This is a genomic window from Pseudomonas sp. TH04, from assembly GCF_016651355.1.
GTDB lineage: Bacteria > Pseudomonadota > Gammaproteobacteria > Pseudomonadales > Pseudomonadaceae > Aquipseudomonas > Aquipseudomonas fluorescens.
This window is the reverse complement of the sequence record NZ_JAEKEA010000001.1, coordinates 1,846,703-1,861,075: the sequence shown is the minus strand read 5'-3', so window position 1 is coordinate 1,861,075 and position 14,373 is coordinate 1,846,703. Positions and strand designations below refer to the sequence as shown.

Below are 14,373 nucleotides of genomic sequence, written 5' to 3'. Positions count from 1 at the left end.
TTGACGGAAGCCGGGGCCCAGTGCCCCGGTTTTTGTTTTTTGGAATTTTTAATATTTTTTTTCAATAAATTTTGTCAGAGGGCCAGAGCATGAAAGTAGAACCCGGGCTCTACCAACATTATAAGGGGCCGCAGTACCGCGTTTTTAATGTGGCGCGGCACTCCGAGACCGAAGAGGAAGTGGTGTTTTACCAAGCACTGTATGGCGATTACGGCTTTTGGGTGCGCCCTTTGAGCATGTTCCTCGAGACCGTCGAAGTTGACGGCGAGCAGGTCCCGCGCTTTGCTTTGGTCCAGGCCGAACCCAGTCTTTTTTCAGGGCAATAACGGCAGGCCGCGCAGAATGCTGCGCTTGACCTCACCTTGTTGCCACTATATATAGCGTTGCCGCGACAGGCGCCAACTGCCTTTCACTTCTCGAATTCAGGAATTTTCCGATCCATGGGCAAATCGCTGGTCATTGTGGAATCCCCGGCTAAGGCCAAGACCATCAACAAGTACTTGGGTAACGAGTACGTGGTGAAGTCGAGTATCGGCCATATCCGAGACCTGCCCACCAGCGGTTCGGCTAGCGCCAGCAAGGAGCCGGCCGCCAAGCGCGGCAAGGCGGCTGCGGGCGAAGGTCCGGTGCTCACCCCCAAAGAGAAAGCGCGCAAGCAGCTGGTCTCACGCATGGGGGTGGACCCGGAACATGGCTGGAAGGCCAAGTACGAAATCCTTCCCGGCAAGGAAAAGGTCATCGAAGAGCTGCGCCGGCTCGCCAAAGATGCTGACACCATCTATCTCGCGACGGACTTGGACCGCGAAGGGGAAGCCATTGCCTGGCACCTGCGGGAAGCCATCGGCGGTGACGACAGCCGCTACAAGCGTGTCGTGTTCAACGAAATCACCAAGAAAGCCATCCAGGAAGCCTTCTCCAAGCCAGGCGAACTGGACATTGACCGTGTGAACGCCCAGCAGGCCCGTCGTTTCCTCGACCGCGTCGTGGGCTACATGGTCTCGCCATTGCTGTGGGCCAAGATCGCCCGTGGCCTGTCCGCCGGCCGTGTGCAATCGGTCGCGGTCAAGCTGGTGGTGGAGCGTGAGCGTGAGATTCGTGCGTTCAACCCTGAAGAGTACTGGGAAGTGCACGCTGACCTCGGCACCGCCAAGGGCGCCAACGTGCGCTTTGAAGTGGCCCGCGAGAAAGGCGAGGCGTTCAAGCCGCTGAACGAAGCCCAGGCCATGGCCGCGCTGGAGAAGCTCAAGGCTTCCAGCTACAGCATCGTCAAGCGTGAAGACAAACCGACCAGCAGCAAGCCGTCGGCGCCGTTCATCACCTCCACCCTGCAACAGGCCGCGAGCAACCGCCTGGGTTTCGGTGTGAAGAAAACCATGATGATGGCCCAGCGTTTGTACGAAGCCGGCTACATCACGTATATGCGTACCGACTCCACCAACCTGTCGCAAGACGCGGTGGCCATGGCGCGTACTTATATTGAAAGCGAATTCGGCAAGAAATACCTGCCGGAGAAGCCGAACGTCTACAGCAGCAAAGAAGGCGCCCAGGAGGCTCACGAAGCGATTCGTCCTTCCGACGCCAACACCGAGCCAAGCAAGCTGAGTGGCATGGAGCGCGACGCTGAGCGCCTCTACGAGCTGATCTGGCGTCAATTCCTGGCGTGCCAGATGCTGCCGGCGCAATACCTGTCTACTACCGTCAGCGTGGGCGCAGGCGACTTCGAGCTGCGTGCCAAGGGCCGTATCCTCAAGTTCGACGGCTACACCCGCGTGATGCCGCAAATTGCCAAGCCAGGCGACGATGATGTGCTGCCTGACATGGCCCAGGGCGATACGCTCAAGCTGATCAAGCTCGACCCGTCCCAGCACTTCACCAAGCCGCCGGCACGTTACTCCGAAGCCAGCCTGGTCAAAGAGATGGAAAAACGCGGTATCGGTCGTCCTTCGACCTATGCGGCGATCATCTCGACCATCCAGGACCGTGGCTACGTGGCCCTGCACAACCGTCGTTTCTACTCGGAAAAGATGGGCGACATCGTCACTGAGCGTCTGTCCGAGAGTTTCTCCAACCTGATGGACTACGGCTTCACCGCCGGCATGGAAGAGAACCTCGATGACGTGGCCCAGGGCGAGCGCGACTGGAAAAACGTGCTCGACGAGTTCTACGGCGACTTCAAAAAGAAACTCGAAGTGGCCGAAAGCCCTGAGAGCGGCATGCGTGCCAACCAGCCGGTAATGACGGACATTCCGTGCCTGACCTGTGGCCGCCCAATGCAGATTCGTACGGCGTCCACCGGTGTGTTCCTCGGTTGCTCGGGCTACAGCCTGCCGCCGAAAGAGCGCTGCAAGGCCACCGTGAATCTGGTGCCGGGTGACGAAATCGCCGCAGACGACGAGGGTGAATCCGAGTCGCTGGTCCTGCGTGGCAAGCACCGTTGCCCGATCTGCAGCACAGCCATGGATGCCTACCTGCTCGACGAGAAGCACAAGTTGCACATCTGCGGTAACAACCCGGATTGCGACGGCTACGAAATCGAAGAAGGCAGCTACCGCATCAAGGGCTACGAAGGCCCGAGCCTGGAGTGCGACAAGTGCGGCAGCGAGATGCAGCTCAAGACCGGCCGTTTCGGCAAGTTCTTCGGTTGCACCAACCCGACTTGCAAGAACACCCGCAAACTGCTGAAAAGTGGTGACGCGGCGCCGCCGAAGATGGACCCGGTGAAGATGCCCGAACTCAAGTGCGAGAAGGTCAACGACACCTACATCCTGCGTGACGGCGCATCGGGCTTGTTCCTGGCTGCCAGCCAGTTCCCGAAAAACCGCGAGACCCGTGCGCCGTTGGTACTGGAAATCGTGCCACACAAGGACGAGATTGATCCGAAGTACCACTTCCTGTGTGAAGCGCCGAAGAAGGACCCCGACGGTCGCCCGGCTGTGATCCGTTACAGCCGTAAAACCAAGGAGCAGTACGTGCAGACCGAAGTGGACGGTAAGCCTACTGGCTGGAAAGCGTTCTATGACGGTGGCAAGTGGAAGGTCGAGGACAAGCGCCAGGGCGCTTGATCGACTCCGCTTGGAATGACAAAGGCCGCCTGTAAAGGCGGCCTTTTTTTGCGCTTGCAGTCCGTTCGGCTGATCCGTGACACTGTTCAGCCAGCATCACGCTTATTCGTTGTGGAGATTGCCGTCATGGCCAACGAACTCTATACCCGTACCAATCAGAAAATTTACTTCGCGGGTTTGTCCCTGGAAGCCCTTGGCCGCGCCGAGGAAGGGAAGGAGATGAATGCCATCGCGCTCGTCCAGGCCGGGCGTGAAGCAGCATTGTTCCACCTGTACGGCGCGCTGCTGGGGTTGTGTCATGAGATTGCCGGGTTCTACCGTCTGCCCCAGGCCGGTTCGCCGCGTGCAGAAATGATCATGAACCACGACGTGCTGGCGAGCATGGCGATCCCTGAGCTGGCCGAATTGGTAGAAATGGCCCAGAGCCCCGACAGCTGGGTAGCTCGCTTGCTCAAAGCGCACGCCGATATGTTCCAGCCGCCACGTGTTCCCCATGTGCCCAAAGGCGATGTGACACAGCCGCTGATCGTGGCACTGGCGCTGGAAGAAGATGAGCCCAAGCCGCTGAGCCGTGAGGAGCTGGAAAGCTGGCGCCAAGCGCTGAAGAAGATGGCGCTCAGGTTTCGTGAAGGCTTGAACGAGTGCTGAAGGGTTTTCGCTGAGGTGCACTCACCGCTGTGGGAGCGGGCTTGCTCGTGAAAGCGGCATTACTGACCCGCCGCATTCGCGAGCAAGCCCGCTCACACATTTGAACCGAGTCAGGCAGAAAATCCTGCACGGGGCTCGCAGCGTTCAAAAAGCACCATTCATCAAGCCGTAAAGAAACCTGTTGAGATCCTCTGCGGGGCGGGGTGGATGACTGATATAATCCCGGCCTTTCGTGGAGAACAGACTTTTATGCCAACGTCCTTTCTGGAAATTGTTGAATTGCCTGACGGCCGAATTGAGCTGCGCCGGGCTGAGGACGAGGGTTCTCTGGTTATTTTGGATTTTTCCGAGGACGCAAAAGCGTTCCTGCAAGGCCAGCACGTGGAAGTAGCGAAAGCCATGTTGAGCGTGGGTGTGCAGATGGCAGGTCGCCTGGCAGAAGGCGAACCGGAGAAAGATGACGGCCCGCGAGTGCTTCACTGAGTTTTTGTGAGCTGGCTTGCCAAGGCAAGCTCCATTGCGACAGAAGTACTCCTGCCAGATAGGCAAGCAACTAGCCTGATTACCCCAATCGAATATTCAAGCTCTGTGCCTCGCCCGTACGCGCGGCGCTGATCAACTGCTGCCTGGCGGTAGCGTTGAGCGGGTTCAGCCAGCTCACCACCGTGTGGCTGCGGCCCAGGCGCAAAGCTTCACACGTCAACTGCTGGGCACTTTGCGCGCCGCGCGGTTGCAGCAGCAGGATGCGCTCACGGTTGAGGCCGGCGTCGCGCAACCAGGCCTGGGTCAGGCTGGCGGGCGGGGCGATCAGCGTCAGCCAGCGCGCGTCCTGCTCTTCGCTCAATTCGCGAAGGATCGGCGCCAGCAGGCTCAGGCAGCTCCCGGCAGCACCGCGCAACGACAGCTCACTGAACGCCTCGGGTTCGGAGCCCCACGGGGCCTCGACCGTTTCCTTGAGGATGGGCGCAAGGGGTTGGGCCATAAAGGCCTCGAACAGCGACAGTTGTGTGTGTTGTGGGGTGTGCACGAGCTGCATGGTGCCTCCTTTAGCGGCGAATGACGCCGACGCTCAAGCCTTCGATCACCAGGTCCTGATCTTTCAGGTTCACTTCAATCGGGGCGAACTCAGGGTTCTCGGCCATCAGCCAGACCTTGCTGCCTTCGCGCTTGAAGCGTTTGACGGTAACTTCATCGCCGATACGCGCGACGACGATCTGGCCATTACGGGCTTCGCGGGTGGTGTGGACGGCCAGCAGGTCGCCGTCGAAAATCCCCACGTCCTTCATGCTCATGCCGTGTACACGCAACAGGTAGTCGGCACGCGGATGGAAAAAGGTCGGGTTGATGTTGCAGGATTCCTCGACGTGCTGTTGCGCCAGGATCGGCGCACCGGCGGCGACGCGACCGATAATCGGCAGCGTCGACTCGTCGGCCTTGGCTTCGAAGCCAGGGATGCGAATGCCGCGGGAAGCCCCTGGGGTCATCTCGATCGCGCCTTTGCGAGCGAGGGCCTTGAGGTGTTCTTCGGCAGCGTTGGGGGATTTGAACCCCAGTTCCAGCGCAATTTCCGCTCGTGTCGGCGGGTAGCCGTTGTCATCGAGGCAGCGCTTGATAAAAGCCAGAATCTCAGCTTGGCGTGGCGTCAGTTTTAGCATGTTGATCGCTCTGTCTTTTTATACAGTGACTGGGATTATATACAGTGAACTGCGCTTGGCAATCATCCTTTTTTGGCACTCCGCTGGACGGTCATTCGTCATCCGTCTTACAAGGCACAGACAGCGCTGCCTACAGACCGGAAAGGATGTGATTAAATAGCGGCGAATTAGATGACTGCCCGGCCGGAAAACGGACTCACAGGCTTGACAAGACACACACTGAAACGTATGTTTCAAACAAGTGTTTGTCAGGCGGAGTAGCCATGGCCCAGTCGGAAACCGTTGAACGCATTCTCGATGCTGCCGAGCAATTGTTCGCGGAGAAAGGATTTGCTGAAACTTCATTGCGGCTGATCACCAGCAAGGCTGGGGTCAACCTTGCCGCAGTGAATTACCATTTCGGCTCGAAAAAAGCCCTGATCCAGGCCGTGTTCTCACGCTTCCTGGGGCCGTTCTGCGCCAGCCTCGACCGTGAGCTGGAGCGCCGCCAGACCAAGCCTGAAAACAAGCCAAGCCTGGAAGACCTGCTGGAAATCCTCGTCGAGCAGGCGCTGGTGGTTCAACCACGCAGCGGCAACGACCTGTCGATCTTCATGCGTCTGTTGGGCCTGGCGTTCAGCCAGAGCCAGGGTCACCTGCGGCGTTACCTGGAAGACATGTACGGCAAGGTTTTCCGCCGCTATATGTTGCTGGTTAACGAAGCTGCCCCGCGTATTCCGCCGATTGAGCTGTTCTGGCGCGTGCACTTCATGCTCGGCGCTGCCGCGTTCAGCATGTCCGGGATCAAGGCGTTGCGCGCGATTGCCGAGACCGACTTCGGTGTGAACACGTCCATCGAGCAAGTGATGCGCCTGATGGTGCCGTTCCTCGCGGCCGGCATGCGCGCCGAAACCGGCGTGACCGACCAGGCCATGGCGGCCGCGCAATTGCGCCCACGCAGCAAATCGACCCCGGCCGTCGCCAAGGCGTGACCGGCCTGGGTGTGCGCGGCCGCTTGCATCCGCTAAGCTAGCCGCCATGCCGATTTCAGCTATGTACTCGCAACCCGTTGTTTTCACCGCGCGCCCGTCATTAACGGCGCCACGTGAGGGCAACGGGTTGTGTGCGTTATTTAAGGAAGGTTTATGACTGCTGTCCTGCAAGGTTCGTTAATGGTCGATGTGGCCGGTACTTGGCTGACGGCCGAGGATCGCCACCTGTTGCGCCAGCCTGAAGTGGGCGGGCTGATCATTTTTGCGCGCAATATCGAGCACCCACGCCAGGTGCGCGAGCTGAGCGCGGCGATCCGAGCGGTGCGCCCGGACCTGCTGCTGGCTGTCGACCAGGAAGGCGGGCGTGTGCAGCGCCTGCGCCAGGGCTTTGTGCGCCTGCCGGCCATGCGGCTACTGGCGGATAAGCCGAATGCCGAGTACTTGGCTGAACAGTGCGGCTGGATCATGGCAACTGAAGTGCTGGCGGTCGGCCTCGACCTGAGCTTCGCCCCGGTGCTGGACCTGGACTACCAACGCAGCGCCGTAGTCGGCACGCGTTCGTTCGAAGGCGACCCTGAGCGCGCCGCTGTGCTGGCAGGCGCCTTCATTCGTGGCATGAACAGTGCCGGCATGGCCGCCACCGGCAAACACTTCCCGGGCCACGGTTGGGCTGAGGCCGATTCCCACGTCGCCATCCCCAATGATGAACGCAGCCTGGAACAGATTCGCGCAAATGACCTGGTGCCTTTCGCGCGCCTGAGCACGCAGTTGGCGGCCGTGATGCCTGCCCACGTCATCTACCCACAGGTTGACGCCCAGCCTGCCGGTTTCTCGCGTCGCTGGTTGCAGGATATTTTGCGTGGCGAGTTGCAGTTCGATGGGGTTATTTTCAGCGACGACCTGTCTATGGCGGGGGCGCACGTGGTCGGTGATGCGGCCAGTCGAATTGAGGCGGCGCTGACGGCCGGCTGTGATATGGGCCTGGTGTGTAATGACCGCGCGGCTGCCGAGCTTGCGCTGACCGCTGCGCAACGCATGAAGGTCACCCCATCTGCCCGCATCGCGCGGATGCGTGGGCAGGCGATTGCCTCTACGGACTATAAGCAGGACCCGCGTTGGTTGGTGGCGCTCACAGCGTTGCGGGATGCTCAGTTGATCGACTGATAACCGTGGAGCGCCCTTCGCGAGCAAGCCCGCGCCCGCATTCGAGCGCATTCCAAAAGGATGTACGCGATTAAATGTGGGCGCGGGCTTGCTCGCGAAGGCGGTCTGTCAGTCAGCGCTTCTCTTGCTTGTGGGGCAACGGCGCAAACAACGCCTCGATATCCTCGTTGCCCAACTGCCAATCGCCTGTCTTGCGTCCGTCCAGCACACCTGCCGCCAGGTCGGATTTTTCCTTCTGCAGGTGTTGGATTTTCTCCTCCACCGTGCCCCGGGCAATCATCTTGTAGACGAACACCGGCTTCTCCTGCCCGATGCGATACGCGCGGTCGGTGGCCTGGTTTTCCGTGGCCGGGTTCCACCATGGGTCGTAGTGAATGACCGTGTCGGCTTCGGTCAGGTTCAAGCCCACACCGCCAGCCTTCAAGCTGATCAGAAAAATCTGTAGCTTGCCGCTCTGGAAATCCTTCACCGGCGTGCGCCGGTCGCGGGTCTGGCCGGTCAGCAGGGCGTAGGCCACGCCGCGCTTTTTCAGTTCGGCCTCGATCAGGCTCAGCATCGAGGTGAACTGGGAGAACAGCAGAATCCGGCGCCCTTCGGCAAACAGTTCTTCGAGCATTTCCATCAGGCTGTCCAGCTTGCCCGAGCTACTGCCTCGGGCGGGCAGGGTGGCGTCGTTGACCAGACGCAGGTCACAGCACACCTGGCGCAGCTTGAGCAGCGCTTCAAGAATGATGATCTGGCTGCGCGCGACGCCTTTACGGGTGATTTCATCGCGGACTTTTTTATCCATGGCCAGACGCATGGTCTCGTACACATCGCGCTGGGCCTCATTGAGGTCAACCCAATGGATGATCTCGGTCTTGGGCGGCAACTCCGTTGCCACCTGTTCCTTGGTACGGCGCAGCAGGAAGGGTTTTATCCGACCGTTGAGGTGCTGCAAGCGCACGTCACTGGCGCGTTTTTCGATCGGCACGCGGTAATCGCGGTTGAAGCTTTTGACGTCACCCAGCCAGCCCGGCAGCAGGAAGTGAAACAGCGACCACAGCTCGCCCAGGTGGTTTTCCAGCGGTGTGCCACTCAGGCACAGGCGCTGGCGCGCATTCAGTTCGCGCGCCGCCTGCGCGGCCTTGCTCGTGGGGTTCTTGATGTACTGGGCTTCATCAAGGATCAGTATGTGCAAGGGCAGGGCGGCGAGCGGTTCGATGTCCTTGGGCAGCAAGGCATACGTGGTCAGCAGCAGGTCATAGTCCTGCAGGTTGGCGAAGTGCTTTTTGCGCGTCGCGCCATAGAGTGCCAGTACCTTGAGCTGCGGCGTGAAATGCGCCGCTTCGTCGAGCCAGTTCGGGATCAGGCTGGTGGGCATCACCACCATGCACGGCCGGTCGAGGCGCCCGGCGGCTTTCTCGGTAAGAATATGCGCCAGGGTCTGCAGGGTTTTACCCAGGCCCATGTCGTCCGCGAGAATCCCGCCCACCTCAAGTTGGCGCAGCGACTGCATCCAGCTCAAGCCTTCCAACTGATAAGGGCGCAAGGTTGCGTTCAACCCCTCGGGCGCCACACAGCTGAAATCCTTGATGTCGCGCAGGCGCTGGGCGAAATTGCGGATCTTCTCGCCGCCCTCCCATTGCAACGGCAGGTCTTCCAGCGGGTTGAGGCGAATCGCATCGGCCTTGGCCAGGCGCAGCGTGGTGTTGCCGGGTTCTTGCAGGTAAAACTCGCCGAGGGTGGCCAGCACCGGTTTCAATCGGCCGTAGGGCAGTGCCACTTGCAGCGGGCCGTGGCCGTTGGGCAGGCCGGGAATATTCACCAGGATCAGTTCGTCGTCGCGGCGCCGCGCGAGTTTTTCCGGGTTGAGGATCTCGGTGTGGGAGCGCATCAGGTTGAGCAGGATCGGCAACAGGCTCAGCCGCTCACCGTTGACGATGATGCCCAGTTCCAGGTCGAACCAGTCGCGCTCCGGGCCCTCGTCGACCGTCGCGTACCAGTCGTCGACGGCACTCAGGTCGAAGCCGAAATCCTCGTCGATCTGCAGTTCCCAACCCTCGGCGCGTAGGGCGGGCGACGCGTTAAGGGTAAAGTTCAGCCAGGCGCTGTCGTTGACCATCTCAAACAATTCACCGGCACTCTCCGGCAACGCCTTGCTCTGGCGCGTGGCGATCTTGAAACCCAGCACGCGCAGTTGCTCGCGATACGGCTGCTCCAGCTCCGGGTGGCGTTTGATGCGCAGGCTTTGGGTGTCCTGGCGCACGACGATATCGGCGTTCTTCTGCCCGCTGACATAGTTACCCAGGTAATTGAACGACAACGCGGCGCGGTGCTGGATATAGCGCTGCATCTTGCCGTTGCGCGGTTCAAACGCGCTGAACTCAACACTGGCCAGCCACAGGCGCGGCACGGGGCGCACCTCTTCCATCACCACTTGCGGCAACACCACGCGGTTATCCAGCACGGCCTGGAGCTTTTCCAGCAGCTCGGCATCCTGCGCCGCCGCCGGGTAGGCCAGGGTTTCCTGGACCTTGAGCAACACCGCCGCGATGTGTTTGCAGTTGGTGTGCACCGGGCACGTGCAGCGGCTGTCCACCAGGATCAACGTGCCTTTGGCCGATTCGCGCAGCGAAATGGTCTGCCGATAAACGTTGCCGCCCGAGCCTTCGCAACTGGCCACGATGGTGCTGTCGCCGGACTCGACGATGCGCACGCGGTTCTCCAGGGCGTAGCGCCGCCCGCGCTCAAGGCTTTGCTCTTTAAAGCGATTGGCCCACGAAGGGGCCAGGGGTTTGGTCAACGACGACGTCAGGGGCATGGCGCTGGATCAGTCCTGAATGTCGGGCGGTGGTGCGCTGGGTGGTTTGGCGGTCAGCGAAGTGATCTTGATCAGCAGGGCGAGGTGGCCGCCGTCGAGGTAGTTGAGCTGGTTGTTTTTGGTGCGCACGTCTTGCTGGCTCAGGTGTTCGCTGGCGATGACACTCCCGTTGGCGTCGAACTGGTTGATCCAGAAGTCGGCGTCGATGTCGGTAAAACGCCCCAGTTGCAGGTTCAGCGTGCCCTCGATGGGAAACTGGCCGAACTGCTCCTGGCCATCGCTGATGGCCAGTTTCACCGGTTGTTCGCCCAGGTTCTGGTCCCAGGCCCGATGGAGCAGCACGGTGTAGTGACTGTCGGCACGGAGTTTGTCGACGATGTTGCTCAGCCGCGGCGGGCTGATGTTGTCCGCCGGCAGGCGAGCAGCGCCGGCGTCCCAGTTTTCCGGCGCCGCGCGGCTGTTGATAGCCGGCTCGGCGTTCTGGCGGACCAGGATCATTTCCACCAGGTACGGGCTGTCGGCAAACGCCGAAGGGGCAACGACCACCAACAACAAGCTCAAAATGCGGAACAGGCGCATTGGGGCGTCCTTCAAGCAGATTTCGGGATGAGGCGCTCAAACAGCGCCTCTAATGTATTAAAGCGTTCTTCTGCACGTTCCATCGGCACCATGAACTTGAACAGCGTAGCCCCTTCGAACTTGTAGCGGTTGGGCTGGCCCTGAATCAGCTTGATCAGCACCAGCGGGTCCACCGGCGTTTGCGCTTCGAACTCGATGCGCCCGCCTTGTGGCCCGGCATCGACCTTCTTGATTCCAAGTTGCTCGGCCTGCAATTTGAGCAGGGTCAGGCGTACCAGGTTCTTGGTCGGCTCGGGCAACAGTCCAAAGCGGTCGATCATCTCCACTTGCAGGTCCTTGAGGCCTTCTTCGTCAGTGGCCGAGGCGATGCGCTTGTACAGGATCAGCCGCGCGTGTACGTCCGGCAGGTAGTCTTCCGGAATCAATGCCGGCAAGCGCAGGTTGATTTCCGGGCCGCCGCCCAAGGGTTGATCGAGGTTCGGTTGCTCGCCCTTGCGAATCGCTTTCACCGCGCGTTCGAGCATCTCCATATACAGGGTGAAGCCCACGGCCTGGATCTGCCCGCTCTGGCCGTCGCCCAACAGTTCGCCGGCGCCACGGATTTCCAGGTCGTTGGTGGCCAGTACAAACCCGGCGCCGAGGTCCTGGGTGTTGGCGATGGCTTCCAAACGCTTTTCGGCGTCGCCGGTAATTTGCTGGCGCGGTGGCGTCAGCAAGTAGGCATACGCTTGGTGGTGGCTACGCCCGACGCGGCCGCGCAGTTGATGCAGCTGCGCCAGGCCGAACTTGTCGGCGCGCTCGATGATGATGGTGTTGGCGCTCGGCACGTCGATGCCGGTTTCGATGATGGTCGAGGCGATCAGCACGTTGAAGCGCTTGTGGTAGAAGTCGCTCATCACCTGTTCGAGTTCGCGTTCGCGCATCTGCCCGTGGCCGATGGCGATGCGGGCTTCCGGCACCAGCTCGGCGAGGTCGGCGGCGCACTTCTCGATGGTCTTCACGTCGTTGTGCAGGTAATACACCTGGCCGCCGCGCAACAGCTCTCGCAGCAGCGCTTCCTTGACCGTGCTTTTGTTCTGCTCCATCACGAACGTGCGCACCGACAAGCGGCGTGCCGGCGGCGTAGCAATGATCGACAGGTCACGCATGCCCGACACGGCCATGTTCAGCGTGCGCGGAATCGGCGTGGCGGTGAGCGTAAGGATGTCGACTTCACTGCGCAGGGCTTTGAGCTGTTCTTTCTGGCGCACACCAAAGCGGTGTTCTTCGTCGATGATCACCAGGCCCAGGTTCTTGATCTTCACGTCGTCCGACAGCAGCTTGTGCGTGCCGATCACTATGTCGATCTTGCCTTCCGCCAAATCGGCGATAGCCGCGTTCACTTCCTTGGCGGACTTGAAGCGGCTCATCACTTCCACCGTCACCGGCCAGTCGGCAAAGCGGTCGCGGAAGCTGTTGTAGTGCTGCTGGGCGAGCAGGGTGGTCGGCACCAGAATCGCCACCTGCTTACCGCCGTGTACGGCAATAAAGGCGGCGCGCATGGCCACTTCGGTCTTGCCGAAGCCCACGTCGCCACACACCAGGCGGTCCATCGGCTTGGGCGCGAGCATGTCGGCGCGCACGGCTTCGATGGTGGTTTGCTGGTCCGGGGTTTCTTCGAAGGCAAAGCCGGCGCTGAAGGTGGCGTAGTCGGCTTTCGGGTCGGCGAAGGCGTAACCTTCGCGGGCCGCACGGCGGGCGTAGATGTCGAGCAATTCGGCGGCCACATCGCGCACTTGTTCGGCGGCTTTGCGCTTGGCTTTCTGCCAGGTCTCGGAGCCCAGGCGGTGCAACGGCGCCAGGGCATCGTCGCTGCCGGTGTAGCGGGCGATCAGGTGCAGGCTGGCCACCGGCACATAGAGCTTGGCGCCTTCGGCGTATTCCATGGTGAGGAATTCGGCGGCCTGGTTGTCGATCTCCAGGGTCTGCAGGCCCAGGTAGCGGCCCACGCCGTGGTCGATATGCACCACCGGCGCACCTTCGCGCAGCTCGGTCAGGTTTTTGATGACCGCGTCGTTGTTGGCGTCCGCGCGTTTTTCACGCCGGCGGCGCTGCATCACGCGTTGGCCGAACAGTGGGCTTTCGGCGATCAGCGCCAGGGCCGGGTCGTCCAGCAACAAACCTTCATCCAGCGGCGCGATGGTGATCGCCAGGCGTTCTTTGCTCGCGACAAAATCCGGCCAGCTGTCGACGGTTTTCGGGCGCAGCTTCAGGCGTTCGAGCAATTCCAGCAGCACTTCGCGGCGGCCGGCGGATTCGGCGGTAAACAGCACGCGGCCGGGGAAGTCACCGATGAAGTTGGACAGCGCCTCCAGCGGCTGTGTGGCTTTGGCCTGGATCGCCAGGTCCGGCAGTGTTCCGGCCGGGAAGCGTTCGCGGCCGCTGCCGGCGTCCACGTCTTGTTGACTGGCAACCACGCGCGGCCAGTTTTTCAGGCGGGCGAAGCAATCTTCCACCGGCAGGAACAGCTCGGCGGGCGGCAACAAAGGACGCGACGGATCGACGCGGCGCTCTTCATAGCGATTGCGCACGTCGTTCCAGAAGTTTTCTGCGGCCTGCTCGATGCCCGGCAGCGAGAACACCTGGGTGTCCTGGGGCAGGTAATCGAACAGGGTGGAGGTTTCGTCAAAGAACAGCGGCAGGTAGTACTCGATACCGGCCGGTGTAATCCCGCTGCTCAAGTCCTGGAAAATCGGGCAGCGGCGGAAGTCGACGTCGAAGCGTTCACGAAAGCGTGCCTTGAAGCGCGTGACCGCGTCTTTTTGCAGCGGGAATTCCCGCGCCGGCAGCAACTTGATCGAGTCGACTTTATCAATGGAGCGTTGGTTGTCCGGGTCGAAGGTGCGCAAGGTTTCGATTTCGTCATCGAACAAGTCGATGCGGTACGGCAACTTGCTGCCCATCGGAAACAGGTCGATCAACGCGCCGCGCACGGCGAACTCGCCGTGTTCGTACACCGTGTCGACACAGCGGTAGCCGCTGGCCTCAAGGCGCGTGCGCATCTGCTCCACATCGAGCTTCTGGCCGACATCCAGCACCAGGCTGCTGCCGAGCAGGAACTTGGTCGGTGCCAGGCGGTGCAGGGCCGTGGTGATCGGCACTACCAGCACGCCGTGGGCCAGTTCCGGCAAGCGGTACAGGCTGGCGATGCGCTGGGAGATGATGTCCTGGTGCGGCGAGAACAGATCGTAGGGCAGGGTTTCCCAGTCGGGAAAGTGCAGCACCGGCAAATCGGGGGCGAAGAAGCTCAGCTCCTGCTCCAGCCGCTCGGCGCTTTGGCTGTCGGCGGTGAGCAGCAGGGTAAAGCGCTTGGCTGCGCTGGCAGCCTCGGCAATGGCCAGGCTCAGGGCGGCACCGGGCAGGTTGCCCCAGTGCTGTTTACCTGCCGCGGCAGGGAGAAGCGGTAGACGCAGAACGGGCACGGAAGGTTGAGCTCCAAGCGTTGCGACAAA

At 61.1% G+C, this 14,373-nt stretch carries 11 protein-coding genes; 6 read left to right on the top strand and 5 right to left on the bottom strand.

Annotated features, from left to right (window positions below; translation table 11 throughout):
• The first annotated feature begins 89 nt into the window (after positions 1 to 89).
• The 4 genes from JFT85_RS08250 to JFT85_RS08235 all read left to right on the top strand — a co-directional run bounded on the left by JFT85_RS08250 (position 90) and on the right by JFT85_RS08235 (position 4,193).
• Complete coding sequence (locus JFT85_RS08250) at positions 90 to 326, top strand: DUF1653 domain-containing protein (RefSeq protein WP_021490990.1); 237 nt, start codon at positions 90 to 92, stop codon at positions 324 to 326.
• A 114-nt stretch (positions 327 to 440) separates the two neighbouring features.
• A complete protein-coding gene (gene topA, locus JFT85_RS08245) occupies positions 441 to 3,062 on the top strand; it encodes a type I DNA topoisomerase (protein ID WP_053255039.1) in 2,622 nt (873 codons plus the stop codon).
• Positions 3,063 to 3,188: 126 nt separating this feature from the next.
• Positions 3,189 to 3,710, top strand: coding sequence for a DUF6586 family protein (locus JFT85_RS08240; RefSeq protein WP_053255040.1), 522 nt, complete (start codon positions 3,189 to 3,191; stop codon positions 3,708 to 3,710).
• Positions 3,711 to 3,959: 249 nt separating this feature from the next.
• Positions 3,960 to 4,193, top strand: coding sequence for a hypothetical protein (locus JFT85_RS08235; protein ID WP_053255041.1), 234 nt, complete (start codon positions 3,960 to 3,962; stop codon positions 4,191 to 4,193).
• Positions 4,194 to 4,272: 79 nt separating this feature from the next.
• Here JFT85_RS08235 and sulA read toward each other — a convergent pair whose 3' ends face one another.
• Together sulA and lexA are read right to left on the bottom strand one after the other, a co-directional pair.
• Positions 4,273 to 4,746: an SOS-induced cell division inhibitor SulA gene (gene sulA / locus JFT85_RS08230; protein ID WP_053255042.1), complete on the bottom strand. Its 474-nt coding sequence runs from the start codon at positions 4,744 to 4,746 to the stop codon at positions 4,273 to 4,275.
• 10 nt (positions 4,747 to 4,756) lie between these two features.
• Positions 4,757 to 5,365, bottom strand: coding sequence for a transcriptional repressor LexA (gene lexA, locus JFT85_RS08225; RefSeq protein WP_017137423.1), 609 nt, complete (start codon positions 5,363 to 5,365; stop codon positions 4,757 to 4,759).
• 263 nt (positions 5,366 to 5,628) lie between these two features.
• Between lexA and JFT85_RS08220 the strand changes: the two genes are divergently transcribed.
• Both JFT85_RS08220 and nagZ read left to right on the top strand, forming a co-directional pair.
• Positions 5,629 to 6,336 (top strand): TetR/AcrR family transcriptional regulator, encoded by a 708-nt coding sequence (locus tag JFT85_RS08220; RefSeq protein WP_053255043.1) that lies wholly within the window; start codon positions 5,629 to 5,631, stop codon positions 6,334 to 6,336.
• Between the two features lie 153 nt (positions 6,337 to 6,489).
• Complete coding sequence (gene nagZ, locus JFT85_RS08215; RefSeq protein ID WP_053255044.1) at positions 6,490 to 7,500, top strand: beta-N-acetylhexosaminidase; 1,011 nt, start codon at positions 6,490 to 6,492, stop codon at positions 7,498 to 7,500.
• A 112-nt stretch (positions 7,501 to 7,612) separates the two neighbouring features.
• Here the strand turns inward: nagZ and JFT85_RS08210 are convergent, their stop codons facing one another.
• From JFT85_RS08210 to mfd, 3 genes are read right to left on the bottom strand one after another with little or no spacing between them, the layout of a single operon-like run.
• Entirely contained in the window at positions 7,613 to 10,303 is a 2,691-nt protein-coding gene (locus tag JFT85_RS08210; protein ID WP_053255045.1) for a DEAD/DEAH box helicase, read from the bottom strand.
• Positions 10,304 to 10,312: 9 nt separating this feature from the next.
• The gene (locus tag JFT85_RS08205; RefSeq protein WP_053255046.1) at positions 10,313 to 10,882 is read right to left on the bottom strand and encodes a CsiV family protein; all 570 of its coding nucleotides are present in this window, start codon (positions 10,880 to 10,882) and stop codon (positions 10,313 to 10,315) included.
• An 11-nt stretch (positions 10,883 to 10,893) separates the two neighbouring features.
• The gene (mfd, locus tag JFT85_RS08200; RefSeq protein WP_053255047.1) at positions 10,894 to 14,343 is read right to left on the bottom strand and encodes a transcription-repair coupling factor; all 3,450 of its coding nucleotides are present in this window, start codon (positions 14,341 to 14,343) and stop codon (positions 10,894 to 10,896) included.
• Positions 14,344 to 14,373: the final 30 nt, after the last annotated feature.